Origin of the sequence: Modestobacter sp. I12A-02662 (assembly GCF_041028325.1) — a bacterium.
In the GTDB taxonomy this organism is placed as follows: Bacteria; Actinomycetota; Actinomycetes; order Mycobacteriales; family Geodermatophilaceae; genus Modestobacter.
In genome coordinates this window covers 445,155-470,921 of sequence record NZ_JABGDE010000004.1, presented here as the reverse complement: position 1 = coordinate 470,921, position 25,767 = coordinate 445,155, and the positions used below count along the sequence as shown (strand labels likewise).

Here is a 25,767-nt window from a genome sequence, read left to right as displayed (position 1 = left end):
GAGACCGACCCGGTGGAGGCGATCAAGGGTCACACCAACGGCTTCGGGGTGGACGTGGCGATCGACGCGGTCGGTCACCCGGCGGTGTTCGAGCAGGCCTTCTACGCCCGCGACCTGGCCGGGCGGGTGGTGCTGGTCGGCGTGCCCCGCCCGGACATGCAGATCACCCTGCCGCTGCTGGAGGTCTTCGGCCGCGGTGGTGCGATCAAGTCCTCCTGGTACGGCGACTGCCTGCCCAGCAGGGACTTCCCGCTGCTGGTCGACCTGTACCTGCAGGGCCGGTTCCCGCTGGAGGAGTTCGTCTCCGAGACCATCGGCCTGGACGACGTCGAGGCCGCCTTCGAGAAGATGCACGCCGGCGAGGTGCTGCGCTCCGTGGTGGTCCTCTGATGGCCGCCCGCATCGAGCAGGCCGTGGTCAGCGGGGTGTTCAGCCTCGACGGGCAGGACTTCGACGTCGACAACAACGTCTGGCTGGTCGGCGACGACGACGAGGTGCTCGTCATCGACGCCCCGCACCGCGCCGAGCCGATCCTCGAGGCCGTCGGCGGCCGCCGGGTCCGCGCGATCGTGCTGACCCACGGGCACAACGACCACATCACCGCCGCGGTGGACCTGCGCGAGGCCACCTCGGCGCCGATCTGGCTGAACCCCGAGGACCGGATGCTGTGGGACGTCGTCCACCCCGACACCGCACCGGACCGCGACCTGGTCGACCACACCCGGTTCCGGGTCGCCGGCATCTCCCTGGAGGCGCTGCACACCCCCGGCCACTCACCGGGCAGCACCTGCCTGCACGCCGCCGACCTGCGCACCGTCTTCACCGGCGACACGCTGTTCTCCGGCGGGCCCGGCGCGACCGGCCGGTCGTACAGCGACAAGCCGACGATCCTGACCTCCATCCGGGCCCGGCTGCTCAGCCTGCACGGGGACACCGTGGTGAAGACCGGCCACGGCGAGGACACCACGATCGGCGCCGAGGTCGGGCACGTCTCCTGATGAAGGACCCCGTCCCCCTCACCCCTCGCAGGCTCGGGGCGAGCCTCTGGACGGGGCCGGGGTGAGCGGCGCCACCCGGGCGCGACGAGCGCTCCCCGGCGCCGCCGGTACGCTCGACCCGTGCCTCGCGGTGACGGACGGCTGACGCACGACCTCGATCCCCATGCCCCTGGACCCCAGGACGCCTGTGGCGTCTTCGGCGTCTGGGCGCCCGGGGAGGAGGTCGCGAAGCTGACCTACTTCGGCCTGTACGCGCTCCAGCACCGCGGGCAGGAGGCGGCCGGCATCGCGGTCTCCGACGGTTCCTCGGTGGTGGTCTACAAGGACCTCGGCCTGGTGAGCCAGGTGTTCGACGAGCCGACGCTGGGCAGCCTGCGCGGCCACCTCGCCGTCGGCCACACCCGGTACTCCACCACCGGTGGCTCCACCTGGGAGAACGCGCAGCCGACGTTCCGCACCACCGGGGACGGCGCCGGCCTGGCGCTGTGCCACAACGGCAACCTGGTGAACACCGCCGAGCTCGCCGGCCGGGCCGCGAACGAGGGCGTGGCGGGTGCCTTCGCCTCGACCACCGACTCCGACCTGGTGACGGCGCTGATCGCCGCCCGGCAGGACATGTCGGTCGAGGCGGCGGCGATGGACGTGCTGCCGATGCTGCGCGGCGCCTTCAGCTTCACCTTCATGGACGAGACCACCCTCTACGCCGCCCGCGACCCGCAGGGCGTCCGGCCGCTGGTGCTCGGCCGGCTCGAGCGCGGCTGGGTGGTGGCCAGCGAGACCGCCGCGCTGGACATCTGCGGCGCCTCGTTCGTCCGTGAGGTCGAGCCCGGTGAGCTGCTCGCCATCGACGAGGACGGGCTGCGCAGCCAGCACTTCGCCCCGGCCGAGCCCAAGGGCTGCATCTTCGAGTACGTCTACCTCGCCCGCCCGGACACCACGATCTCCGGCCGCGGCGTGCACGCCGCCCGCGTCGAGATCGGCCGCCGGCTGGCCAAGGAGCACCCGGCCGACGCGGACCTGGTCATCCCGGTGCCCGAGTCCGGCACCCCGGCCGCCGTCGGGTACGCCGAGGCCTCGGGCATCCCCTACGGCCTGGGCCTGGTCAAGAACTCCTACGTGGGCCGCACCTTCATCCAGCCCAGCCAGACGATCCGCCAGCTGGGCATCCGGCTGAAGCTGAACCCGCTGCGCGACGTCATCCGCGGCAAGCGGCTGGTCGTGGTGGACGACTCGATCGTCCGCGGCAACACCCAGCGCGCGCTGATCCGGATGCTGCGCGAGGCCGGTGCGCTCGAGGTGCACGTCCGCATCTCGTCGCCGCCGGTGAAGTGGCCCTGCTTCTACGGCATCGACTTCGCCAGCCGGGCCGAGCTGATCGCCAACGGCCTGGACGTCGACGGCGTCCGCGCGTCGATCAACGCCGACTCGCTGGGCTACGTCTCCGAGCAGGGGCTGATCTCCGCGACCGAGCAGCCGGTCAACCGGTTGTGCACCGCCTGCTTCACCGGCGAGTACCCGATCCCGCTCGGCGAGCCGGAGGTGCTCGGCAAGCACGTCCTGGAGGGGATCGGCCGGCGGGCGATGTCCGAGGGCGCCCCGGCGGTGACCGGCTGGACCGGGCAGCAGGCGGGCAGCCCCGTCGTCCCCGGTGGCGCGGACGACGCGCTGAACCGCCCGTGACCGACGGTCCCGACCTGACGTACGCCGCCTCCGGCGTCGACATCGACGCGGGGGAGCGGGCGGTGACGCTGATGCGCGCGGCGGTGGAGCGGACCAACCGGCCCGAGGTGGTCGGCGGGCTCGGCGGCTTCGCCGGCCTGTTCGCGCTGGACACCACGAAGTACCGCCGGCCGCTGCTCGCCTCGTCCACCGACGGGGTGGGCACGAAGATCGCGCTGGCCCGCGCGCTGGACCGGCACGACACCGTCGGCATCGACCTGGTCGCCATGGTCGTCGACGACCTGGTGGCCTGCGGCGCGGAGCCGCTGTTCCTGCAGGACTACGTCGCCTGCGGCCGGGTCGTCCCGGAGCGGATCGCCGCGATCGTCACCGGCATCGCGACCGGCTGCACCCAGGCAGGGGCCGCGCTGGTCGGCGGGGAGACCGCCGAGCACGGGGACCTGATGGACGCCGACGAGTACGACCTGGCCGCCACCGCGGTCGGGGTCGTCGAGGCCGACGCGGTGCTCGGCCCCGAGCGGGTCCAGGACGGCGACGTCGTCCTGGCCATGGCGTCCTCCGGCTTCCACTCCAACGGCTACTCGCTGGTGCGCCGGGTCGTCGACCGCGCGGGGCTGGACCTGCACGCCACCCCGGCCGGCCTGGACCGGCCGCTGGGCGAGGAGCTGCTCGAGCCGACCCGCATCTACGCCCGGGACTGCCTGGCCCTGGTGGACGAGCTCGGCGTCGGGACGGTGCACGCGTTCGCGCACATCACCGGCGGCGGGCTGGCCGGCAACACCGCGCGCGTCGTCCCCGACGGCCTGGAGGCGGTGCTCGACCGCGGCACCTGGGCGCTCCCGGCCGCGGTGGGGCTGATGGAGGAGCACGGCGTGCCGCGGGGGGAGTCCGAGCGGGCGTTCAACTGCGGCGTCGGGATGGTGGCCGCGGTCACCGCCGAGCACGCCGAGCGCGCGCGGTCACTCCTGGCCGACCGCGGCGTCCCGGCCTGGGTGGCCGGCACGGTGCGGCGGGCCGAGGGCGCCGGCGGCGCCCGGCTGGTCGGCAGCTACACGTAGTTGGATCGCCCGGGACCTACCGGTCCGGGCGCCGTCCCCGGCCCGCCGCGCTCGGCCGCGGGCACACCAAGACACCGCCGCACCCGGAGGTGTCGGCGGTGTCGCGGTGGGACGGGTGCTGGGCCGCAGGGCTCAGCTGGTCAACGACTGGCAGCCCAGTCGTCGTCCTCGTCCTCCTGTGCCCAGCGGTCGGCGTAGCTGCCGTCCTCGTCGTCGTCCTTTGCCCCACCACGGGTGGGGAACGACGACGGCTGACCAGCGAGTTCACGCTGGAGGGCTGTGAGGTCGGTGTTGGGTGAGCTGTACTTGAGCTCACGGGCCACGCGTGTCTGCTTGGCCTTCGCTCGGCCGCGCCCCATTGGCTCGACCCCCTCGTTACGGAGTGCGGGCGCCCAGCACTGGGCTGGACGGCCCGTGTGGCGACCCCGACTGAGTGACTGTGTCCTGCAGCGAGCTTACGACACGGATCGGGCACGGGCACGCATCGGCGTCCGCGACCCCCTCATCCGGAGGTGGATGTGACCGGGGTCTCGCCCTGTCGGGGTCAGATGGGCAGCCGGATCGTGGCCAGCCGGCCCACGTCGCGCATCCGCTCCTCGGCGAGCCGGTCGGCGGCGACCGCGGGGGAGACCCCGTCGTCCTCGGCCTGCCGGAAGACCCGGAGGGCCACGTCGAAGATCGTCGTCGCCTTGGCCTCCGCCCGGGCGAAGGAGAACCCGTGCCGCTCGTCCTCGACCTGGATCACCCCGCCGGCGTTCACCAGGTAGTCCGGGGCGTAGAGGATGCCGCGCTTGCGGAGCAGGTCCGCCGTCGCGTCGGAGGTGAGCTGGTTGTTGGCGCCCCCGCAGACGATCTCGGCGGGCAGGACGGACACGGTCTCGTCGTCCAGGGCACCGCCCAGCGCGCAGGGCGCGTAGACGTCGTGCGGGGTGCGGACCAGGGTGTCGGTGTCGGCCACCGCGGCGGCCTTGGGGTGGCGGGCCAGCAGCCGGTCGACCGCCCGCTGGTCGACGTCGGTGACGACGACCGCCGCCCCGTCGGCCACCAGCCGGTCCACCAGGTGCGACCCGACCTTGCCGACCCCGGCCACGGCGACGGTGCGGCCGGCCAGCGACGGGGTGCCCCAGCGGTGCTGCGCGGCGGCGCGCATGCCCTGGAAGACCCCGAACGCGGTGAGCACCGAGGAGTCGCCGCACCCGCCGAACGCCTCCGAGCGGCCGTGGGCGAACCGGGTCTCCCGGGCGACGACGTCCAGGTCGGCGTTGTAGGTGCCGACGTCGCAGGCGGTCAGGTACCGGCCGCCGAGGCTCTCCACGAACCGGCCGTAGGCGCGCAGCAGCGCCTCGGTCTTGTCCCGGCCCGGGTCCCCGATGATCACGGCCTTGCCGCCGCCGAGGTCCAGGCCCGCGAGGCTGTTCTTGTAGGCCATCGCCTTGGACAGCGCGAGCGCGTCGGCGACCGCGGCCTCCTCCGAGGCGTACGGGTAGAAGCGCGTTCCGCCCAGTGCCGGCCCGAGGGCCGTCGAGTAGATCGCGATCACCGCGCGCAGACCCGACCCGGGGTCGCTGCAGAAGACCACCTGTTCATGCCCGGAACCCAGTACGTCCACGGTTCGCAGCCTAGGCCGGGGCCGGCCGGGCGCCCCTGGCCGCCGCGCAGGTCCGGCGGCCCGGTCGGCGGGGCCGGGCCGGGCGGGGTGCTGCCTGCCACCGGCGCAGCGGCAGCCGGGCATGATCGGGTGCGCACGGCAGGCGCCGGTGGAGGCCGGCGCCACGCGTGCCTCGGCGCCCGGGTCCGACGCCGGCCGGGAGGAGGCGGTCCGCCGTGCCCGCGACACCGGAGGGGATCCGCACCATGGCCCGACGCATGCGCCTGCTCGCCCTCGCCCTGGCCGCACCCCTGCTGGTCGGTGGCTGCGGCACGGAGGACCGCGGGAGCGGCGGGGACGCGGCCACCGGGGCGGCTCCCACGCCGGCCGACGGAGACCTCGACGTCGCGGTGGTGACCCACGGCTCGGCCGGTGACGCCTTCTGGGACGTGGTCCGGAACGGGGCCGTGGCGGCGGGGGAGGACCTCGGTGTCGGTGTCGACTACCAGGGCGACGGGGACCCGCAGCGGCAGTCCCAGCTGGTCCAGGCGGCCGTCAACCGGGGCGTCGACGGGATCGTCGTCTCCATGGCCAACCCCGACGCCCTGCGGGACTCGGTGACCGCCGCCGTCGACGCCGGGATCCCGGTCGTGACGATCAACTCCGGCGCGGAGCGGTCGGCGGAGTTCGGCGCGATCGGCCACGTGGGCCAGGACGAGACCGTCGCCGGCCGCGGCGCGGGCCAGCGGCTGGCCGAGGACGGTCGGCTGGACGTGCTCTGCGTGGTGCACGAGGCCGGCAACGTCGGGTTGGAGCAGCGCTGCGACGGCGCCTCGGCCGGCCTGGGCCGCGACGTCCGGCTGCTGCCGGTGGACGTCGACGACCTGGAGGCCGCCCGGTCGACCATCACCTCCCAGCTGCAGGGCGCCCCGTCGATCGACGCCGTGCTGACGCTGAACTCGGCGGTGGCCTCGGTCGCCGTGGCCGCGGCGTCCGACGCGGGCTCGTCGGCGGAGGTCGCCACCTTCGACCTGGACGGCGACGTCATCGCCGCCATCGAGGACGGCACCATCACCTTCGCCGTCGACCAGCAGCAGTACGAGCAGGGCTACCTGCCCGTCGTGATGCTCAAGCTGTACGCGGAGAACCTGAACACCGTCGGGGGCGGGCAGCCGGTGCTCACCGGCCCGGCGATCGTCGACGCGCAGAACGTCGAGGCGATCGCCGGCCTGGCGTCGTCCGGCACGCGCTGAGGACGGCGGCTGCCGGCGGGGAGGGCCGTGAGCGCCGCCCGTGTCGATATCGCCGGCCCGTCGGTGCGCGAACCATCCGTGGCGCCGCGTGTTGCCTCTGTGACGGGCGGTGCCCGGTGCGACCCTCGTCGGGCCCAGCTCGTCCCTCTTCCCCAGGGAGCCCCCATGTCGCAGCGCGCGCAGCGCCCGGACCGGCCGGCCGGCCGGTCCCGGCTGCTCGGCGGTGCGCTGGCCGCGGTGGTCGCCGGCGCGGTCCTGCTCGGCGGCCCCGGCGGTGCCGCGGCGGCCCCGGTGAACCCCAGTGACGAGGAGATCGGCGGCGCCCAGACGGCCCAGGACGCGGCCGCCGCCGAGGTGGGCCGGCTCGCCGGACTGGTCGCCGCGGCCGAGGCCCAGCTGGAGCAGGCCCAGGTGCAGGCGGAGGCGGCGGGCGCGGCCTACCTGGCGGCGGAGGAGGCCAGCCTGCAGGCGCAGGCCGCCGCGGCGCAGGCGGCCGCGGAGCTGCAGGCGGCGACCGACGCGGTGACCGCCGCCCAGCGGCAGATCGCGGACTTCTCCCGGGACAGCTACATGAACGGCAGCACCCTCAGCGCGGAGATGGCGCTGCTGGACGCCGACGGACCCGCCGAGCTGGTCCAGGCCGCAGCGATGCTCGACTACGTCGCCGACCACCAGCTCGACGTGCTCGACGTCCTGGAGATCGCCCAGGTCCAGCAGGCGAACGCCGACTCCACGGCACGGGCCCTGCGCGACGAGGCCGCTGCCGCCGAGCAGGCGGCCGCCGACGCGAAGGCCGCCGCGGACGGCCAGCTCGCCGCGCAGCAGAGCGCGGTCGCCGAGGTGGCCGCGCAGAAGGCCTCCCTGGACCAGCAGCTGCAGGACGCCCAGGTGCGCCTGCTGGAGCTGCAGGGGGCGCGCAACGCCTACCAGACCTGGCTCGCCCAGGAGCGGGCCGAGGAGGAGGCGGCCGCCCGCGCCGCCGCCGCCGCGCAGGCCGCCGACCAGGCGTCCGACGCCGGCGCGGGCTCGGGCTACGCCCGGCCGGCCCGGGGCACCACCAGCAGCTGCTACGGCGCCCGCTGGGGCGTGACCCACCTCGGGGTGGACATCGCCGCCCCCATCGGGACGCCGGTCCGCGCCGCGACCTCCGGCGTGGTGCAGCGGGCCGGCGCCGCCACCGGGTTCGGGCTGGCCGTCTACATCCGCGGCGACGACGGCGCGATCACCGTCTACGGCCACGTCAACGAGTTCTACGTCCAGGCGGGCGACCGGGTGTCGGCCGGGGAGACGATCGCGGAGGTCGGCAACCGCGGCCAGTCCACGGGGCCGCACCTGCACTTCGAAGTGCACCCCGGCGGCTCGCTGTACAGCGGCGCGATCGACCCGGTGCCGTGGATGGCCGCCCGGGGGATCACCATCCGCGGCTGCTGACAGCGGTCAGGCGTTGTCGCAGTACTGCTGGATGCGGACCTGGGGGTCGGCAGTGCTGCTCTCCAGGTCGGTCACCGCCTGCTGGACCGCGGTCTGGCCCTCCGGGGTGTTGAGATCGACCCCGGCCACCGCGTCGCGCAGCCCGGCGAAGGCCTGCTGCATCGCGTCCCAGTCCGGCGCGATCTCGGCCGGGGGCGCGATCCGGTCGAAGACGGCCACGCTCTCGTCCAGCGCGGCACCCAGGCTGTTCGGGTCGGCGGCGTCCAGGCCGTTGGTGACCTGGGCGAAGGCCTGCTCGGCCTCGGTGCAGAAGGCCTGCGCCTCGCTGCCCCCGGCGGCGGGCTCGCTGGACCCGGCGGCGCTGGACCCGGCGGCCGTGGACGTGGCGGCACTGGAGGTCGCGGTGGCGTCCGGGGCCTCGTCCTCCGAGCCCCCGCATGCGGTGAGCACGAGGAGTGCGGCGACGGACAGGCCGGCCCGGGCCAGGGTGCGGGGGGTGCGCATGCGTTCCACGCTAGCCGCGGTCGTCCCCGGCCGGGCTAGCGTGCGGGCGTGACCGCACCCGTCGACCCCCGGACCGGCTGGGACGTGCCCGCGCCGGGGACCATGCCGCACACGGCCGACCTCGATCCGCTGGTCGGCCGGGTGCTCGCCCCCAACCCCTCGGGGATGACGCTGGACGGGACGAACACCTACCTGGTGGGTGCGCCGGGCAGCGGCCAGGCGGTGGTGGTCGACCCCGGGCCGGCCGCCGGCACGCACCTGGCGGCCGTGGAGGAAGCGCTGGCCGCGCGGGGGGCGCGGGTGGTCGCCGTCCTGGTCACCCACCACCACGCCGACCACGCGGAGGCGGCGCTGCCGTGGGGGGCGCACTTCGGAGCGCCGGTGGCCGCCGCCGATCCCGCGGTCGCCGGTCCGCGCGGCCGGGTGCTGACCCCCGGCGAGCGGCTGGTCCTGGCCGGGACGACGATCGGCGTCGTCCCCACCCCCGGCCACACCGCCGACCACCTGGCCTTCCGCCTGGAGTCCGGTGCCGTCCTGGTCGGCGACCACGTCCTGGGCCGGGGGACGTCGGTGGTCACCCACCCGGAGGGCGACGTCCTGGCGTACCTGGAGTCGCTGCGGCGGGTGCACGACCTGGGGCCCTCCGCGCTGTACTGCGGGCACGGACCGGAGCTGACGGTGGACCCCGGCGCCGTCCTCGAGTTCTACCTGGCGCACCGCAGGTACCGGGAGCGGCAGCTGCTCGACGCGCTCGCCGGTGGGTCCCGCACGGTCGACCAGCTGGTGGCGGAGGTGTACGCGGCGGTGCCGCGGGCGCTGTGGCCGGCCGCGGCGCAGTCGACCCGGGCCACGCTGGCGAAGCTGACCGCCGAGGGGCGGGTCCGGCCGGCCGCCGGCGAGACCGTCGTCCTGACCTGCGGCGACAGCGCCTGACGCGGCGTCGCGGGTCAGCGCACGGCGCGGATCTGCGTGCTGGTCGTGGACAGCGGCGACCACGCGTCGGGGTGCGGCCGCCCGGCGTCGGCGACCCAGCTGGGGGTCCGCGGAGCACCGGTGCGGACCCCGCGGGGAGCGCTCAGGTGCACGATCAGGCCGAGCAGGGCGACCAGTCCCACCAGGACGCCGGCGATGACCAGGAGCGTGGAGAGCATGACTGGAAGTTAGTGGGGTGGACCGGTCCGTGTCCGCGTCCCGGCCGGGCAGAAGTCACCGAAACCACGCGGTGATGTGCGGGGACATCGCCAGTTGACGATCGCGGGGAGCGACATGTCGACCGCCGTCCGGCCCAGATCCTGCCAGTCCGCCTTTCAGCTGGAAGGGCGGCGCGAGGCCGGCCTCACCGGTCGAGGGGCAGGCCGGTGTAGTTCTCCGCCAGCTCGCGGGCCGCGGCCTCGGACGAGCAGACCCGGCGCAACTGCGAGAGCTGCAGCTCGGCGTCGAAGTCGTCCCCCGAGCGGTGCAGCATCGAGGTCATCCACCAGGAGAAGTGGGTGCACCGCCAGACCCGGGCCAGCGCGCGGTCGGAGTAGCTGTCCACCAGGTCCGGCTGCCCCTCATGCAGCAGCCGGGCCAGCGCCTCGGCCAGCAGGGTCACGTCCGCGACGGCCAGGTTCAGCCCCTTCGCGCCGGTCGGCGGGACGATGTGCGCGGCGTCCCCGGCCAGGAACAGCCGCCCGCGCCGCATCGGGGCGCTGACGAAGGAGCGCATCGGGAGGATCGACTTCTCGGTGACCGGACCGGTCCGCAACTCCCAGCCGTCGAGGGCGAACCGGGTCGCCAGGCCGTCCCAGATCCGGTCGTCGGACCAGTTCCCGATCTCCTCGGCCGGGTCCACCTGCAGGTAGAGGCGGGACACCGTCGGCGAGCGCATCGACAGCAGCGCGAACCCGTCGGGGTGCCAGGCGTAGACGAGCTCGTCCGCCGACGGCGCGACGTCGGCCAGGATGCCCAGCCAGGCGTAGGGGTAGGTGCGCTCCCACGTGCGGCCACCAGCGCCGGCCACCACCGGCCGGGAGACGCCGTGGAACCCGTCGGTGCCGGCGACGACGTCGCACTCGAGCGCCTGCGGGGTGCCGTCGGCGTCGGTGAACCGGATCCGCGGCGCGTCGCCGTCCACGTCCTCGGGGGAGACGTCGGAGACCCCGAACAGCAGCGGCGGGCCGCCGTCCAGCTGGGCCCGGATGAGGTCCTTGGTGACCTCGGTCTGCCCGTAGACCCACACCTTCCGTCCGCACAGCCCCGGGAAGTCCAGGTGGTGCCGGACGCCGGGGTGCTGCAGGTGGATGCCGTCGTGCGGCAGCCCCTCCCGCTGCAGCCGGTCGCCGACGCCGGCGTCGACCAGCGTCCTGACGGTGTGCTCCTCCAGGATGCCGGCGCGGATCCGCGCCTCGACGTACTCCCGGGAGCGGTTCTCCAGGACCACGGTGTCGATGCCGCGCAGCTGCAGCAGCCGCGACAGCAGCAGTCCGGCCGGGCCGGCCCCGATGATCCCCACCTGCGTGCGCACGGCCCGAGTCTGCGGTCCGCGACGGCCGGACGGCGACCCCCGGCTCCCGCGGGACGGACTCCGGTCGTCCCGTCAGCCGATGTCCGCCCACGGGGTCCAGGTCCCGTCGGGCTCCCGGGTGCGCCACCGGAGGACGTCGTCGGCGTGCACGGCGGCGACGACGAGCCGCCCGTCGCGGGTGGCCACCACGACCGGGGAGTCGACGAGCTGCCCGCCGAGGGCGGTCCACCGGCCGTACGGGGAGTTCGGTTGCCGCTGCAGCGCGACGGAGGCCCCGCCGTCCCGGTCCCGGACAGCCGTGGCGATCGTGCCGGCGCTCGTGGTCGCGGTGGCCGGCTGCCCGAGCCCGCCCGTGCCGTCGAGCGTGGTGCTGGCGGTCCAGCGGAGGTCGGCGTCCTGCCAGGTGACGGCGACGGCCGCCGTGCCCGCCCGGCGGTGGTGCACCTCGAGCCGGCCGTCGGCGTTGAAGGCCAGGGTCGGTGGGCCGGCGGGGGGCAGCGCGGGAACCGGCGCCCGGGCCAGCGGGCCGTTCGGGCCGGTCTGCCGCCAGCCGACCAGCCCGGTACGCGTCGCGGCGACCACCACGATGCGGCCGACGCTGTCCAGGACGGCGGCGCACGGGTCCTGCAGGTCGGTGTCGCCGAAGTCGGTCCACCCCGCCCAGCCGCCGCCGACCCGCTCCCACCGGCTGGACAGCCCGCCGCGGGCGTCCACGGTGAACACCTGGAGCCGGCCGTCGGCGTTGCAGGCGAGCACCGGTGTCGCGACGGAGCGGGCGGCGTCACCGGGGTCCGGCGAGCCGAGGTCGGTCCAGCCCCCGCCGGAGGCCGGGCCGGTGAGGACGCGGTGGTCGGTCGTGCGGGCCGCCAGGTGGATGCCGCCGTCGAGCCGCCGCAGGGTGGTCACCGCGTGGACGCCGCCGCCCAGGTCCACGGGGCCGTCCCAGGAGCCGCCGTCCCCGGTCCAGGACAGTGCCCGGCCGGCGCGGACGACGACCAGGTGCAGCGTGCCGCCGCCGTCCACCGCCGCCCAGGAGGTGCCGGCCGCGTGCCGGTGGTAGGCGCGGTCGGTCCAACCCCAGGCGTCGACCGCGGCGGGGTCCCAGGGCTGGTACTCGTCGGCGAACAGCGTGCGCTTGCGCTCGCGGGTGGCCGGGTCGAGGTCGACCGGGAGCTGGCTGATCCCGTAGTCGCGGTGCTCGGTGACGTGCGGCGGCCGGTGGCCGGTGCCCGTGCGGTACCGGTCGACGGCCTGGACGGCGAGTGCCGCGGCGGCCCGGTGGTCCGGGTGGGACGGGGGGACGTCGTAGCGGGGGTCGGCGGAGAGCTCGGTCAGGTGGAGCTGGGTGGGCCGGTACCGGTGCAGCAGCCGCTCCAGGACCGTCACCGCGGTGCCGGCGTCGTAGGGCTGGACGGAGTCGACCAGCCCGTCCGCCGCCGGCACGGTCCAGACGGTCGCGCCGGTGGCCAGCGCGGCGAGCCGGCCGTCCGGGAGCCCGAGGAAGACCAGCCGCACCGCGGGGCGGTCCCGCAGCCGGTACTCCTCGACCTCGCGGCCGGCGACCCGGACGACCCGGCCGTCCCACTCGCCCTGCAGCGGCAGGTCGCCGACCCCGGCGGACACCCGGTAGGCGTCCCGCACGCCGCGCTGCCGGTCCCGCACCCGGTCGGCGGCCGCGGTCCCGGCCAGGCCGGCCTGCCCGGCGGTCACGTAGACGACGGTGGTGGGGAGCCCGGTCCGGATGCCGGTGTCCAGGTCGGGGTTGAGGAAGAGCAGGTCGTCGTCCGGATGGGCGACGACCGCCAGCACGGCCGCGGGCACCGGCGCGGCTCAGCGGAACCCGGCGGTCCCGGCCAGGGCGCGGCCGATGCCGCGGGCCGCGACCTGGAGGACCGGGGCGAGGCGGCCGACGTCCCGGCGCCCGGAGGGCACCACGATGCCGAGGGCGGCGACGACGACCGGCCCGGCCGGGCGCTCCACCGTCACCGGCACCGCCACCGAGGCCGCGCCCAGGCTCATCTCCTCCGACGTGCGCGCCGATCCGCGCCGGCGCACCTCCGCGAGCTCGCGGATCAGCAGCCGGGGGTCGGCGACGGTGTGCCGGGTCTCCCGGCTGAGCCGGCGCAGCACCTGGTCGACGACGTCGTCCGGCGCCGACGCCAGCAGCACCTTGCCGACCCCGGTGGCGTGCAGCGGCAGCCGGCTGCCCACCTGGCTGACCACCGGGACCGACTCGCGGCCGGAGACGCGCTCCACGTACAGCGCCTTGAGCCCGTCGCGGACGGCGAGGTGGACGGTGTCCCGGGTGGCGGTGTGCACGTCGAGCAGGAAGGGGGCGGCGACCTGGCGCAGCTCCAGCTGCACCGGGGCGAGCAGGCCGAGGTCCCAGAGCTTGCGGCCGACCTCGTAGCGGCCGTCCGGCCGGCGGGACAGCGCTCCCCAGGCGACCAGCTCGGCGAGCAGCCGGTGGGCGGTGGTGAGCGGGGTGCCCGAGCGGGTGGCGACCTCCGAGAGGGTGAGCCGTGGATGCCGGACGTCGAAGGCGTCCAGGACGCCGAGGGCCCGGGACGTGACCGATCGCCCCGCGGTGACCGCGCCACCCGCCATGAGCCGCTCGCTTTCATCCAGTGGAAGATGGGACTTGGGCACCCTAGCCCTGCGCCGTACGGTCCGGAACATGACCGGGACCACAGAACGGCAGCCGCATCCGGCGTCGGACAGCGCGCTCGTCCTCCCGCGTTACCTGCGGGAGGGAGAGGGCCGGCGGACGCCGCTGGACTACCCCGGGTACCGCAGCACGGCTCTGCGCGCGCCGCTGCGCACCCCGGTCGACCTGCCGCACCGGCTGACCGAGGTCACCGCGCCGGTGCTCGGCGAGGACCGGGTGGGCCCGCTGGACGCGGACCTGACGCTGCGGATGGGCGGCGAGGCGCAGGGCCAGCGGATCATCGTCTACGGGCGGGTGCTCGACAGCGACGGCCGCCCGGTGCCCGACACCCTGGTGGAGGTCTGGCAGGCCAACGCGGCCGGCCGCTACCGGCACGTGGTGGACAACTGGCCGGCCCCGCTGGACCCGCACTTCGACGGTCTCGGCCGGGTGCTCACCGACGGCCTGGGCCGGTACGAGTTCACCACGATCAAGCCCGGCGCCTACCCGTGGGGCAACCACCACAACGCCTGGCGGCCGGCGCACATCCACTTCAGCCTCTTCGGCCGGGCGTTCACCCAGCGCCTGGTCACCCAGATGTACTTCCCGGACGACCCGCTGTTCGGCCAGGACCCGATCTTCCAGTCGATGCCGACGGTCGCCCGGCACCGGGCGATCAGCCGGTTCGACCTGGAGCGGACCCAGCCGGACTGGGCGCTGGCCTTCGAGTGGGACATCGTCCTGCGGGGGAGCGACCAGACGCCGTTCGAGACCGACGACGACGGGGATGTCGCGTGATGACAGCCGAGGGAGCATCGCAGGGAGCGCCAGCGACCGAGGAGCGGACCGAGGCGCGGAACCGCGCGGGAGGTGTCGCGTGATGACAGCCGAGGGAGCATCGCAGGGAGCGCCAGCGACCGAGGAGCGGACCGAGGCGCGGAACCGCGCGGGAGGTGTCGCGTGATGACAGCCGAGGGAGCATCGCAGGGAGCGCCAGCGACCGAGGAGCGGACCGAGGCGCGGAACCGCGCGGGAGGTGTCGCTTGATGACAGCCGAGGGTGACGGGGTCATGGCGTCGCACGCGTCGCCGCTGGTGCGGGACGCGGTGGACGTCGAGGTGCGGCGTCCGGGCACCCCCCGGCGGGGCACCGGCTTCCTGACCGAGCCCTTCCGGCTGGGGACCACGCCCAGCGCCACGGTCGGCCCCTACCTGGCGATCGGGCTGACCTGGGACGACGGCCCGTACGCCGTCCCGGCGGGCACCCCCGGCGCGGTCTGGTTGCGTGGCCGGGTCTTCGACGGCAACGGCGACCTGGTCCCCGACGCGATGATCGAGACCTGGCAGGCCGACCCGGACGGGCGCTTCGCCCACCCGGACGACCCGCGCGGCGCGGTGACGCACGAGCCGGGCTTCCGGTGGCTCGGCCGCTCGCACACCGTCGACGGCGGGGAGTACGCCGTCCTGACCCTCAAGCCCGGCCGGGTGCCCGACGGCGAGGGCGGGCTGCAGGCGCCGCACGTGGACGTGTCGGTGTTCGCCCGCGGACTGCTGGACCGGGTGGTGACCCGGATCTACTTCGCCGACGAGGCGGAGGCCAACGCCGAGGACGTCGTGCTCCGCTCGCTGCCCGACGACGCGTCGCGGGCCACGCTCATCGCCCGGCCCACGGACGACGGCTACCGGCTGGACATCCGCCTCCAGGGTCGTGCCGACGAGGGTCTGGACGAGACCGTCTTCTTCGCGGTGTGAGCGGCGACCTGCGGACCCGACCCGCCAGGATGACCGCGTGACGGGACTGCTCGACTCGACGTTCGCCCGCGGCCAGGTCCCCGGCGGGGACGCCTGGCTCGTGGCCCTGCTGGAGGTCGAGGGCGCGATCGCCCGCGCCGCCGCCCGGGTGGGCCTGGTCGCCGCCACGGCGGCCGACGAGGTCAGCCGTGCCTGCGCCGACCCCGGGCGGCTGGACCTCGCCGCGGTGTACGCGCGGTCCGCGGACGCCGGCAACCCGGTCCCGCCGCTGGTGCGCGCCCTGCGGGACGCGGTGGGCCCGCACGCCGCGCGGGCCGTGCACGTCGGGGCCACCAGCCAGGACGTCGTCGACACGGCGGCGGTGCTGCTCGCCCGCCGCGGCCTGCAGCTGATCGACGCGGACCTGGCCGCGGCGGCGGAGGCCTGCGCCCGGCTGGCCGCCGACCACCGCGACGACGTGCTGATGGGCCGCACCCTGCTGCAGCAGGCGCTGCCGGTGACCGTGGGACTCAAGGCCGCGGGGTGGCTGACCGGGCTGGACGGCGTCCGCGCCCGGGCCGCGGCGGTCGCGGCGGAGCTGCCGGTGCAGTACGGCGGCGCGGTCGGCACCCTGGCGGCCAGCGGCGGGTCGGGGGTGGACCTGCGGCGGGAGCTGGCCACCGAGCTGGGGCTCCAGACCACCCCGCTGCCCTGGTTCACCGTCCGGCTGCCGATCGCCGACGTGGCCGGCGTGCTGGGCGCGGCCGCCGGGGTGGTGGCCACCATCGCCGTGGACCTGGTCCTGCTGGCGCAGACCGAGGTCGCCGAGGCCGCGGAGGTCGCGCCGGGCCGGGGCGGGTCCTCGGCGATGCCGCACAAGGACAACCCCGTGGCGGCGATCTCCGCCCGGGCGTGCGCCCGCCGGGCCCCCGGGCTGGTCTCGACCCTGTTCGCCGCGATGGAGCAGGAGCACGAGCGCGGCGCGGGCACCTGGCACGTGGAGTGGCCGACGCTGACCGAGCTGCTGGGCACGGTCGGCTCCGCCGCCTCCTGGCTGGCCGAGGCGCTGGGCTCGCTGCGGCTGGACACCGGCCGGATGGCCCAGACCGTCACCGCCGCCGCGGACCCGCAGCTGGCCGGCGCCCTCGCCGAGGCGCTCACCCCGTCGCTCGGCGCCGACGCGGCGCACGACGCGGCGGCCGCGGCCGTCCGCCGGGCCGCGGCGGAGGGACGGCCGCTGGCCGACGTCGTCCTGGAACGCCCGGACGTCGACGGCGCGGCGCTGGTCGCCGACGCCGCGCCGGACGTCGGCGAGGCGGGCGCCCAGGTGGACGCGGCCCTGGCCGTGCACGTGATCACCGTCCAGCAGCTGGGGGGAACGGCATGACAGCGGTCGAGGTCGACGCCACGGTGGACGGGCCGGAGGACGCTCCGGTCGTGGTCCTGTCCAACTCGCTGGGCGCCACCCGCGCGATGTGGGACCCGCAGGTCCCGGCGCTGGCCGAGCGGTACCGGGTGGTCACGTACGACACCCGGGGGCACGGGACGTCGCCCACCGCGGCCGGTCCGTGCACGCTCGACGACCTGGTCGACGACCTGGTGGCGTTGCTGGACCGGGTGGGCGCCGAGCGCGCGCACGTGGTGGGGCTGTCGCTGGGGGGCATGACGGCGCTGCGGCTGGCCGCCCGCGAGCCGCAGCGGGTGCACCGGCTCGCCGTCCTGTGCTCGTCGGCGAAGACCGAGCCGCAGGGCTTCCTGGACCGGGCCGCCGCCGCCCGCGCCGAGGGCACGGCCTCCGTCGCGCCCGGCGTCGTCTCGCGCTGGCTGACGCCGCCGTACGCGGCCGGGCACCCGGAGCTGGTCGCCCGGCTCGAGGCGATGATCGCCGGCTGCGACGACCAGGGCTACGCCGCGTGCGCCGAGGTCGTCGCCGGCATCGACCTGCGCGCGGACCTGGCCCGGATCACCGCGCCGACGCTGGTGGTTTCCGGAGCCGAGGACCCGGCCCTGCCGCCGGCGCACCAGGAGGCGATCGCGGCCGGGATCCCCGGGGCGGAGCTGCTCACGGTCAGCCCCGGGGCGCACCTCGCCAACCTCGAGCAGCCGTTGCGGGTCACCGGTGCGCTGCTGGGCCACCTCGACGCGGCAGGAGACGAGAGATGACCGAGCCGGGACCGACCAGCGACGACGCCCGCCGCGACGCGGGCATGCGCACCCGCCGCGAGGTGCTCGGCGACGCGTGGGTCGACCGCGCGGTCGCGGGCACCACGCCGTTCACCGCGGACTTCCAGGACTACATCACCCGCACCGCGTGGGGCGACATCTGGCAGCGGCCGGGCCTGGCCCGGCGGGACCGCAGCCTGCTGACCCTGGCCATCACGATCGCGCTGCGGCACTGGGACGAGTTCGAGCTGCACGTGCGCGCGGCGAAGAACAACGGCCTGCGCGACGAGGAGATCGCCGAGGTCATCCAGCACGCGGCCGTGTACGCCGGCGTGCCCGCGGCCAACCACGCGTTCAAGCTGGCCCGGGCGGTGCTCGAGGAGCTGCGCGGGCGGGGTTGACCGCTGCCCGACCCGGGCCGTCGGTGGGGGAACAGCGACGGCCCGGGCCAGGGGTCGGGGGTCAGGCGACCGGCAGCAGGCTGCAGAACTCCACCGCGTCGGTGGGCGTGCTGAGCAGTTCCACCTCGCCGTCGGCCGAGATGGTCTCGGTGAAGGAGCCCGACGTGTAGTAGAAGTCGGCCGGCAGCCCGGCGGCCTCGAACGCCGCGAGCTCCTCCGGGAAGGCCGAGATCCAGTTCGGGCCAGCCAGGTCGTACTCCTGGCTCCCGTCGGCACCGAGGAACACCGAGCCCTCGCCGGAGACGTCGAGCTCGTCGACGAGCACGGTGCCGTCCGGGCCCAGCACGTCGACGGTCGCCGCCCCGCGGTACTCGATCCGGTCACCGCCGTCGTCCCGGGTCACCAGCCACTCGCCGAGCAGGTCGCCGGAGCTGACGAAGACGCCGCCGCACAGCTCCGGGTAGGGCTCCAGGTAGGCCGTGGCCGGCGCCCACACCCCGCCGGTGTCCTGCGGGAAAGCGACCGGCAGCCCGGCGTCCTCGCTGTCGGCGAAGTCGATCCGCCAGACCTCGCCACCGGGGGTGGCGGGGCTCATCGGCGTCGCCGCGATCCCCTCCGCCGGCGCGACGCTGTACGCGGACACGTAGACCTCGTCGTCCGCGCTGACCGCGACACCACCGGGGAAGGGGACGTCGACCGAGCGGTAGGTGCCGGCCGCGACGTCGACGTCGACCACGTTGCCCGGCACCCCGGTGGGGGCGGCGAGCGGGTCGGAGCCGAACAGCTGCGCGACGTAGAGGTGCTCGCCGGCGCCGTCGACGGCCAGGCCGGTGATCGTGGTGAAGCCGGTCCAGGCCTCGAGCTCCTCACCGTCGGGGCTGTACTTGCGGACCTCGGCCGCGCCCGTGACCTCCGAGCCCAGGCCGCCGACGTAGACGTTGCCGTCGTCGTCGGTGACCAGGGACGTGGGCACGTACTCGGGGGTCACGTCGTCGCCGGCCGGGGTGGGGAAGGCGGCGAAGGCGGTGATCGTGTACGGCGGGATGCACGCGTCGCCGACGCAGTCCCCGGGGACGGCGGCGAAGTCGGGCTCGACCCGCCACACCGTGTTCGCGGCGGCGTCGGCGACCAGTGCGTAGCCGTCCTCACCGGCCGTGCCGTCGGGGGTGGGGTCGACGAAGAGGACGGCGTAGGGGTTGCTCTCGTCCTGGGCGCCGTCGGGGTTCAGCTCGGTCTCCGCGGCGGCGAGGTCGGCGTAGGGCACGACGAGCTGCTGCTCCCCGTCGGGCTCCACGACCACCAGGTGGGCGAGGGTGTCCGCGCCGGCGGCGGCGAGCAGCTCGGGTGGCAGCGGGCCGAACGGGAAGTTGCCCTCGGCGACGAGGTACTCGCCGTCCAGGTCGGTGTCGTCCGCGCCGTTCGAACCGATCGCGAAGCTGCCGTCGGGGCCGGCCAGCGAGAACAGCCCGTCGACCACGCGCCCGGCGGCGCCGTCCGCGCCCCCGGGGTCCTCGATCGCGGTGATCCCGCCGGTCGAGCCGCCGCACAGCCCCTCCTCCGGTGGAGCTCCGGGCGGGGTCACGCAGGCGTCCCCACCGGACCCGGCCTCGGCGACCAGCAGGACCCCGTCGTCCCCCCAGGACAGCTGCCTCGGGTTGTCCAGGCCGGTGGCGACCACGACCTCACCCTGCGCAGCGGCCGGCGGGGCGACACCGACGGCGAGACCGCCGAGGACGAGGGCGCCCACCCCGATGTGGGCGATGGACCTGCGCATGTGTGTGCTCCTCTGCGGGACGGCGTCGTGGCACGTCCGGCCTGGTGGGGGGATCGGCTCCCGGAAACTAGGGGGCGGTGCGACGGTCCGCGGGCCGGTACGGGGCCCCGGCGGCGACACTCCGGTGATGATCACGCACGGTCACCGCGAGCGCGGTGCTGTGCGCCCGGTCACATCCCGCATGACCCGCACCCCGGCGGGGGAGATCCTGTGCACGCCCGGTGACCGTTTGTGAGGATCGGGTCCAGGACGCCCCCGCGCCGACTCGGACGTCCGCCCGCGAACGACCAGCGAGCTCCGGTCGAGCGCCGACACCGGAGGGACCGCACGTCGTTGTCCGAGACCGTCGACCCGCGCCGCGATCCGGCCCGGCCGCTCCGGGTGGCTGCGGTCCCGGAGGCGCACCCGTACCTGCGGGCGGTCCTGCCGGACGGCGTGCAGCACGTCGGCGCGGGCGCCGGCGGCCGCAGCGTGTGGCTGGACCCCCGGCACCTGGCCGGGTCCGCCGCGGACGTCGACGTGCTGCACGTCCTGGCCGGGCACCTGCCGCTGACCGTGCCGGAGATCGACGCCTGGACGACGGCGGTCCGGCGCACCGGCGTGCCTCTGGTGGTCACGGTCCTCGACCTGGCCGGACCCGACGGGCCGGACGCGGGCCCGGCCCGGTCGCGGCACCGCGCGCACCTGCGGGCGCTGCTGGACACCGCGGAGGTCGTGTTCACGCTGACCCCGGGCGCGGCCGACGAGATCGCCGATCGGTTCGGGCGGACGGCGATCGTGGTGGCCCACCCCTCGCTGGCCGAGCCGACCCTCGACGTCGGCCGGGAGACCCGGCTGGTCGGCCTGCACCTGGGCCGGCCGGAGGCGGGCCCGGCCCGGGCGGCCGCCCTGGTCCGCGGCGCGCTGTCGGGCGCGGTCTCCGGCGGCGGCCGGCTGCGCGTCGACGTGCACCCCGAGGCCGACCTCGGCGCCGGCGTGCCCGGACTCGACGAGCTGGCCGCGGCCGGCGAGCTCGAGCTGCGCCGCAGCTGGCCGGCCGACCCGTCGTCGTGGGTGCGGCAGCTGCAGGAGCTGCACGTGTGCGTGCTCCCGCCGGAGACCGGCCGCACCCACTCCGGGTGGGTGGAGCTGTGCCGGGACGCCGGGACCCGGGCCGTGGTGCCCGGGGGCGGCCACCACACCGGGCAGTGGTCCGACGTCGTCGCCTACGGCTGCGATCCGCAGACCGGCCCGGACGCCGCGTCGGTGCACTCCGCGGTGGTGGCCGCGCTCACCCGGCCGGCTCCCGGCCGGGCCGACCGCGGCCGGCGGGCCGCGCAGCGGGCAGCGGTGCGCTCGGTGTACGCCCAGGTGTACGCGCAGGTCGTCGGGGACCGCGCGGCGGTCTGAGCGGGCTCAGCGGTCTCCGCCCGCGCTCACGAGGAGGTCACGACGCGGGCTTGATCACGTACCCGGCGCCCCGCAGCGTGTGGATCATCGGCGTCCGGCCGGCGTCGATCTTGCGCCGCAGGTAGGAGATGTACAGCTCGACGATGTTGCCCTGGCCGCCGAAGTCGTACTGCCAGACGCGGTCCAGGATCTGCGCCTTGGACAGCACCCGCTTGGGGTTGCGCATCAGGTACCGCAGCAGCTCGAACTCGGTGGCCGTCAGCCGGATGTCCTCCCCGCCGCGGGTGACCTCGTGGCTCTCCTCGTCCAGCGTCAGGTCGCCGACCACCAGCCGGCCGTCGTCCGCGACGACCCGGCTGGTCCGGCGCAGCAGGCCGCGCAGCCGCGCGGCGACCTCCTCCACGCTGAACGGCTTGGTGACGTGGTCGTCCCCGCCGGCGGTGAGACCCGCGATCCGGTCCTCCAGCGCGTCCTTGGCGGTGAGGAACACGACGGGGACCAGCGGGGCGTCGGCGCGCAGCCGGCGCAGCACCTCCAGGCCGTCCGTGTCCGGGAGCATGACGTCCAGGACGACGGCGTCCGGCCGGAACTCGCCTGCCGCGCGCATCGCGGCGGCGCCGTCGTGCGCGGTGCGGACGTCCCAGCCCTCGTAGCGCAGCGCCATGGACAGCAGCTCGCAGATCGAGGGCTCGTCGTCGACGACGAGCACCCGCAGGGCGCTGCCGTCCGGCCGGGTCAGCTGCGCCCGGGAGCTGGACGCGGGGGTCGTCGTCGTCATGCCCTCGACGGTGCGCCGCGATCCTGCGCGTTCGCTGTGCGGAGAACAGGAACACCCTGGGCGACCCGATCGGCCCGGAACATGGTTAGGTCTGCCTAGCCTATGTAGTGGGAGGACCGTGCGTGACCAGGCCCCGGCGGGCGACCGCCACCCTCATCTCCGTCGTCGGCCTCGTCAGCGCGCTCGCCGCGTGCGGTGGGTCGGGGGACGCCGCGGAGGCCGAGACGCTCACCGTCTACAGCGCCCAGCACGAGAGCCTGGTCCGCACGATGCTCGAGGACTTCACCGCGGAGACCGGGATCGAGCTGGAGTTCCGCGACGCGAACGACGCCGAGCTCGCCAACCAGATCGTCCAGGAGGGCGACGCCTCGCCCGCGGACGTCTTCCTCACCGAGAACAGCCCGTCCATGGACGTCGTCGACGAAGGGGGGCTGCTCGCCCCGGTGGAGCAGGCGACCCTCGAGCAGGTGGGGGAGCAGTACCGGCCCTCCACGGGCAACTGGGTCGGGTTCGCCGCCCGCTCCACCGTGCTCGGGTACGACCCCGACGCGGTGACCGAGGCCGAGCTGCCGGCGTCCCTCCTCGACCTGGCCGACCCCGCGTGGCAGGGCCGGGTCGCCATCGCCGCGGGCGGTGCCGACTTCCAGGCGATCGTCAGCGCGGTGCTGGCGCTGCGCGGCGAGGAGGCCACCCGCAGCTGGCTGACCGGGCTGAAGGCGAACGCCGACGTCTACGCGAGCAACACGGCGGTGATGAAGGCGGTCGACGAGGAGGAGGTCGACGTCGGCGTCATGTACCACTACTACTGGTACCGGGACCAGGCCGAGTCCGGCCTGGTGGGCGACGACGTCACGCTGCACTACTTCCGCAACCAGGACCCGGGGGCCTTCGTCAGCGTCTCCGGGGCCGGCGTGCTCGCCTCCTCCGACCAGCCGGAGGAGGCCCAGCGGCTGGTGCAGTACCTGACCGGCCCGGAGGCGCAGCGGCGCCTGGCGGACAGCAGCGCGCTGGAGTACGCCGTGGGCAACGGGGTGGCGTCGGCCGAGTCGCTGCCGCCGCTCGCCGACCTGCAGGCGCCCGCCGTCGACCCCGGTGAGCTGAACGCCCCGCTGGTCACCGAGCTCATGCAGGACGTGGGACTCCTCTGAGCACGCTTCCGCGCCAGCTCGAGGAACCCGGGGCGCCGGCCCGGCCGGCGGCCCGGGTCTCCCGGCCGTCGGGCCGCCGCCCCCCGGTGCGCCTGCGGCGGCACCCGGTGGCCCTGGCCTCGGCCGGCTGCGTCGCGGCGCTGGCGCTGCTGCCGCTGGGGTACATCGCCGCCTACACCGTGGACGTCGGGTGGTCCGGCATCCAGGAGCTGGTGTTCCGGCCCCGGGTGGCGGAGCTGCTCTGGAACACCACCCGGCTGGTGGCCGGCACGGTCCTCTGCTGCGTCGTCCTGGGCGTCGGGGCCGCGTGGCTGGTCGAGCGGTCCTCGGTCCCGGGTCGCCGGGTGTGGCACGTCCTGCTGATCGCGCCGCTGGCCGTGCCGGCGTTCGTGAACAGCTACGTCTGGATCTCCCTCCTCCCGGGGCTGGACACCTACGCGGGGGCGCTGCTGGTCGTGACGCTCTCCTACTTCCCCTTCGTCTACCTGCCGGTCGCCGCCGCGTTCCGGGGCCTGGACCCGGCGCTGGAGGAGACCGCCCACGGTCTGGGGCTGTCCGCCTGGGCGGTGTTCCGGCGGGTGCAGCTGCCCCAGCTGCGGGTGGCGCTGCTCGGCGGCGGCCTGCTGGTCGCGCTGCACCTGCTGGCGGAGTTCGGCGCCCTGCAGATGCTGCGGTACCCGACCTTCACCACCGCCATCTACGACCAGTACCGCGCCACCTTCAACGGCCCGGGCGCCACGATGCTCGCCGGCGTCCTCTGCCTGCTGTGCCTGCTGCTGCTCCTGGCCGAGCTGCGGCTGCGCGGGGACCGGGGCTACGCGGGCAGCGGGCGGGGCGCCGTCCGCCCCGGGCGGCCGGTGGCGCTGGGCCCCCTGACGGCGCCGGCGCTGCTCGCGCTCGCCGCGCTCGTCGCGCTCGCCGTGCTCGTGCCGCTGGCCGGCATGGGCCGCTGGATGGCGGTCGGGGCGTCCACCGCGCTGGGCTGGGACGTGTTGAGCACCACGGGGACGACGCTGGCCCTGGCCGCCGCCGCGGCCGTGCTGACCACGGCCCTGGCGCTGCCCACCGCGTGGCTCGCGGTGCGCGCCCGCGGCCGGACCGCCACGCTGCTGGAGCGGAGCACCTACCTGGGCAGCGCCGTGCCGGGCATCGTCGTCGCCCTGGCGCTCGTCACCCTCAGCATCCGGGCCACCCCGTGGCTCTACCAGACCGTCCCGGTGCTGCTGGCCGCCTACGCGATCCTGTTCCTGCCGCGGGCGATCGTGACCGTCCGGGCGGCGGTCGAGCAGTCCCGCCCGCTCTACGACGAGGTCGCCGCCTCCCTGGGGTCCTCCACGCCGGACCGGCTGCGCCGGGTCACCCTCCCGCTGCTGGCACCGGGCATGGGCGCGGGCGCGGCCCTGGTGTTCCTCGCCGTGGTCACCGAGCTGACCGCGACCCTGCTGCTCGCGCCGACCGGGACGACCACGCTGGCGACGGCGTTCTGGTCGGCGAGCAGCGCGCTGGAGTACGGCGCGGCGGCGCCCTACGCCGTGGTCATGGTGCTGCTCTCCGCACCGGCTACCGTGCTGCTCTCCCGCGACGCCCGGCGAGGTCTGACGACATGAGCTCCCTGACGGTGGAGGGCCTGACCAAGTCCTTCGGCGCCACCCCGGTCCTCACCGGGGTCGACCTGCACGTCCCCGAGGGCAGCCTCACCGCGCTGCTCGGCCCGTCGGGGTGCGGCAAGACGACGCTGCTCCGGCTGATCGCGGGGTTCGAGGACCCCGACTCGGGCACCGTCGTCCTCGGCGACCGGGTGGTGGCCGGAGCCGGCCGCAGGGTGGCCGCGCGGCGCCGCGGTGTGGGACTGGTCCCGCAGGAGGGCGGCCTGTTCCCGCACCTGACGGTGGCCGGCAACATCAGCTTCGGGCTGCCCCGGCGGCAGCGGCGGGACGGCGGCCGGGTCCGCGAGCTGCTCACCCTGGTCGGCCTCGACGGCGCCCTCGCCGACCGGGCGCCGCACCAGCTCTCCGGCGGCCAGCAGCAGCGGGTGGCGCTCGCCCGCGCCCTCGCTCCCGAGCCGTCGCTGGTGCTGCTCGACGAGCCGTTCTCCTCGCTCGACGCCGCGCTGCGGGAGGAGACGCGCGGCGCCGTCTCCGCCGCGCTGGCCGCCTCCGGGGCCACCGCCGTCCTGGTGACCCACGACCAGGCCGAGGCGCTGTCGATGGCCGACCAGGTCGCCGTGCTCCGCGGCGGCCGGCTGGTGCAGATCACCGATCCCCGGACCCTCTACCGCCGGCCCGGGGACCTCGACGTCGCGGCCTTCGTCGGCGAGGCCGTCGTCCTGGACGCCGACGTGCGCGACGGGCGGGCGCACTGCTCGCTCGGCGCGCTGCGGTACGAGCCGGCGTCGCCCGGCGGCCTGCCCGGGGGCCGGGCCCGCGTCCTGCTGCGCCCCGAGCAGCTCCGGCTGTCGGCGCCGGTGCCGACCGCGCCGGTCGCGCGGGTGCGCCGCGTGGACTTCTTCGGTCACGACTCACGGGTCTGGCTGGACCTGCCGGACGGCGTGCGGGTCAGCGCGCGGCTGGACGGGGCGGACGTGCCCGCGGCCGGGGACGACGTCTCCATCACGGTCCGCGGTGCGGCCCTGGCCTTCGCCGCTGTCGACGCCGCCGCTGCCGCTGCCGCTGTCGACGCCGCCGCCGTGGGGCCCCAGCCGGGATCGGCCTGACGAACG

25 protein-coding genes are annotated in these 25,767 nt (G+C 75.7%); 16 read left to right on the top strand and 9 right to left on the bottom strand.

Annotated elements, in window-relative coordinates; translation table 11 throughout:
- From HL189_RS07485 to purM, 4 genes are all read left to right on the top strand, one after another.
- Positions 1-390: zinc-binding dehydrogenase (locus HL189_RS07485; RefSeq protein WP_369133054.1), on the top strand; the 390-nt coding region annotated here is incomplete at its 5' end.
- Positions 390-998 carry an MBL fold metallo-hydrolase gene (locus HL189_RS07480; RefSeq protein WP_369133053.1) on the top strand — a complete coding sequence of 203 codons (609 nt, stop codon included), beginning with the start codon at positions 390-392 and terminating at the stop codon, positions 996-998. The genes HL189_RS07485 and HL189_RS07480, both read left to right, overlap by 1 nt.
- A 120-nt stretch (positions 999-1,118) precedes the next feature.
- The gene (gene purF, locus HL189_RS07475) at positions 1,119-2,678 is read left to right on the top strand and encodes an amidophosphoribosyltransferase (protein WP_369133052.1); all 1,560 of its coding nucleotides are present in this window, start codon (positions 1,119-1,121) and stop codon (positions 2,676-2,678) included.
- Entirely contained in the window at positions 2,675-3,736 is a 1,062-nt protein-coding gene (gene purM / locus HL189_RS07470) for a phosphoribosylformylglycinamidine cyclo-ligase (RefSeq protein ID WP_369133051.1), read from the top strand. The genes purF and purM overlap by 4 nt, the downstream gene beginning before the upstream one ends.
- A 140-nt stretch (positions 3,737-3,876) precedes the next feature.
- Here purM and HL189_RS07465 read toward each other — a convergent pair whose 3' ends face one another.
- Together HL189_RS07465 and HL189_RS07460 are read right to left on the bottom strand one after the other, a co-directional pair.
- Positions 3,877-4,095 (bottom strand): DUF3073 domain-containing protein, encoded by a 219-nt coding sequence (locus HL189_RS07465; RefSeq protein ID WP_369133050.1) that lies wholly within the window; start codon positions 4,093-4,095, stop codon positions 3,877-3,879.
- A gap of 185 nt (positions 4,096-4,280) precedes the next feature.
- Positions 4,281-5,345, bottom strand: a complete 1,065-nt coding sequence (locus HL189_RS07460; protein ID WP_369133049.1) for a Glu/Leu/Phe/Val dehydrogenase — start codon at positions 5,343-5,345, stop codon at positions 4,281-4,283.
- A 215-nt stretch (positions 5,346-5,560) separates the two neighbouring features.
- On the opposite strand from HL189_RS07460, the gene HL189_RS07455 reads away from it, so the two are divergent.
- Both HL189_RS07455 and HL189_RS07450 read left to right on the top strand, forming a co-directional pair.
- On the top strand, positions 5,561-6,577 hold the full coding sequence (locus HL189_RS07455; RefSeq protein WP_369133048.1) for a sugar ABC transporter substrate-binding protein: 1,017 nt from the start codon (positions 5,561-5,563) through the stop codon (positions 6,575-6,577).
- A gap of 165 nt (positions 6,578-6,742) precedes the next feature.
- Positions 6,743-8,008 (top strand): M23 family metallopeptidase, encoded by a 1,266-nt coding sequence (locus HL189_RS07450; protein ID WP_369133047.1) that lies wholly within the window; start codon positions 6,743-6,745, stop codon positions 8,006-8,008.
- Between the two features lie 6 nt (positions 8,009-8,014).
- Here the strand turns inward: HL189_RS07450 and HL189_RS07445 are convergent, their stop codons facing one another.
- The gene (locus HL189_RS07445; RefSeq protein ID WP_369133046.1) at positions 8,015-8,512 is read right to left on the bottom strand and encodes a hypothetical protein; all 498 of its coding nucleotides are present in this window, start codon (positions 8,510-8,512) and stop codon (positions 8,015-8,017) included.
- 48 nt (positions 8,513-8,560) lie between these two features.
- Between HL189_RS07445 and HL189_RS07440 the strand changes: the two genes are divergently transcribed.
- The gene (locus HL189_RS07440) at positions 8,561-9,445 is read left to right on the top strand and encodes an MBL fold metallo-hydrolase (RefSeq protein ID WP_369133045.1); all 885 of its coding nucleotides are present in this window, start codon (positions 8,561-8,563) and stop codon (positions 9,443-9,445) included.
- A gap of 14 nt (positions 9,446-9,459) precedes the next feature.
- Here the strand turns inward: HL189_RS07440 and HL189_RS07435 are convergent, their stop codons facing one another.
- From HL189_RS07435 to HL189_RS07420, 4 genes are all read right to left on the bottom strand, one after another.
- Entirely contained in the window at positions 9,460-9,663 is a 204-nt protein-coding gene (locus tag HL189_RS07435) for a hypothetical protein (RefSeq protein ID WP_369133044.1), read from the bottom strand.
- 185 nt (positions 9,664-9,848) lie between these two features.
- Positions 9,849-11,018: a 4-hydroxybenzoate 3-monooxygenase gene (locus HL189_RS07430; protein WP_369133043.1), complete on the bottom strand. Its 1,170-nt coding sequence runs from the start codon at positions 11,016-11,018 to the stop codon at positions 9,849-9,851.
- Between the two features lie 72 nt (positions 11,019-11,090).
- Positions 11,091-12,839 (bottom strand): PIG-L family deacetylase, encoded by a 1,749-nt coding sequence (locus HL189_RS07425; RefSeq protein ID WP_369133042.1) that lies wholly within the window; start codon positions 12,837-12,839, stop codon positions 11,091-11,093.
- Positions 12,840-12,848: 9 nt separating this feature from the next.
- Positions 12,849-13,625 carry an IclR family transcriptional regulator gene (locus HL189_RS07420; protein ID WP_369133041.1) on the bottom strand — a complete coding sequence of 259 codons (777 nt, stop codon included), beginning with the start codon at positions 13,623-13,625 and terminating at the stop codon, positions 12,849-12,851.
- A 70-nt stretch (positions 13,626-13,695) separates the two neighbouring features.
- On the opposite strand from HL189_RS07420, the gene pcaH reads away from it, so the two are divergent.
- From pcaH to pcaC, 5 genes are all read left to right on the top strand, one after another.
- Positions 13,696-14,463: a protocatechuate 3,4-dioxygenase subunit beta gene (pcaH, locus tag HL189_RS07415; protein ID WP_369133040.1), complete on the top strand. Its 768-nt coding sequence runs from the start codon at positions 13,696-13,698 to the stop codon at positions 14,461-14,463.
- A gap of 248 nt (positions 14,464-14,711) precedes the next feature.
- Positions 14,712-15,416 carry a protocatechuate 3,4-dioxygenase subunit alpha gene (gene pcaG, locus HL189_RS07410; protein ID WP_369133039.1) on the top strand — a complete coding sequence of 235 codons (705 nt, stop codon included), beginning with the start codon at positions 14,712-14,714 and terminating at the stop codon, positions 15,414-15,416.
- 37 nt (positions 15,417-15,453) lie between these two features.
- Positions 15,454-16,782 (top strand): lyase family protein, encoded by a 1,329-nt coding sequence (locus HL189_RS07405; RefSeq protein ID WP_369133038.1) that lies wholly within the window; start codon positions 15,454-15,456, stop codon positions 16,780-16,782.
- Positions 16,779-17,558: a 3-oxoadipate enol-lactonase gene (gene pcaD, locus HL189_RS07400; protein ID WP_369133037.1), complete on the top strand. Its 780-nt coding sequence runs from the start codon at positions 16,779-16,781 to the stop codon at positions 17,556-17,558. Before HL189_RS07405 ends, pcaD begins: the two co-directional genes overlap by 4 nt.
- Positions 17,555-17,959, top strand: coding sequence for a 4-carboxymuconolactone decarboxylase (gene pcaC, locus HL189_RS07395; protein ID WP_369133036.1), 405 nt, complete (start codon positions 17,555-17,557; stop codon positions 17,957-17,959). The genes pcaD and pcaC overlap by 4 nt, the downstream gene beginning before the upstream one ends.
- 61 nt (positions 17,960-18,020) lie before the next feature.
- Here the strand turns inward: pcaC and HL189_RS07390 are convergent, their stop codons facing one another.
- A complete protein-coding gene (locus HL189_RS07390) occupies positions 18,021-19,733 on the bottom strand; it encodes a ScyD/ScyE family protein (RefSeq protein WP_369133035.1) in 1,713 nt (570 codons plus the stop codon).
- 333 nt (positions 19,734-20,066) lie between these two features.
- Between HL189_RS07390 and HL189_RS07385 the strand changes: the two genes are divergently transcribed.
- Positions 20,067-21,122 carry a hypothetical protein gene (locus HL189_RS07385; protein ID WP_369133034.1) on the top strand — a complete coding sequence of 352 codons (1,056 nt, stop codon included), beginning with the start codon at positions 20,067-20,069 and terminating at the stop codon, positions 21,120-21,122.
- Positions 21,123-21,159: 37 nt separating this feature from the next.
- Here HL189_RS07385 and HL189_RS07380 read toward each other — a convergent pair whose 3' ends face one another.
- Positions 21,160-21,900: a response regulator transcription factor gene (locus tag HL189_RS07380; protein WP_369133033.1), complete on the bottom strand. Its 741-nt coding sequence runs from the start codon at positions 21,898-21,900 to the stop codon at positions 21,160-21,162.
- A 122-nt stretch (positions 21,901-22,022) separates the two neighbouring features.
- Between HL189_RS07380 and HL189_RS07375 the strand changes: the two genes are divergently transcribed.
- The 3 genes from HL189_RS07375 (at position 22,023) to HL189_RS07365 (ending at position 25,761) form a co-directional block, all read left to right on the top strand.
- Positions 22,023-23,048: an iron ABC transporter substrate-binding protein gene (locus HL189_RS07375; protein ID WP_369133032.1), complete on the top strand. Its 1,026-nt coding sequence runs from the start codon at positions 22,023-22,025 to the stop codon at positions 23,046-23,048.
- A gap of 86 nt (positions 23,049-23,134) precedes the next feature.
- Positions 23,135-24,655 carry an ABC transporter permease gene (locus HL189_RS07370; protein WP_369133031.1) on the top strand — a complete coding sequence of 507 codons (1,521 nt, stop codon included), beginning with the start codon at positions 23,135-23,137 and terminating at the stop codon, positions 24,653-24,655.
- Positions 24,652-25,761 (top strand): ABC transporter ATP-binding protein, encoded by a 1,110-nt coding sequence (locus tag HL189_RS07365; RefSeq protein ID WP_369133030.1) that lies wholly within the window; start codon positions 24,652-24,654, stop codon positions 25,759-25,761. The genes HL189_RS07370 and HL189_RS07365 overlap by 4 nt, the downstream gene beginning before the upstream one ends.
- Positions 25,762-25,767 lie beyond the last annotated feature (6 nt).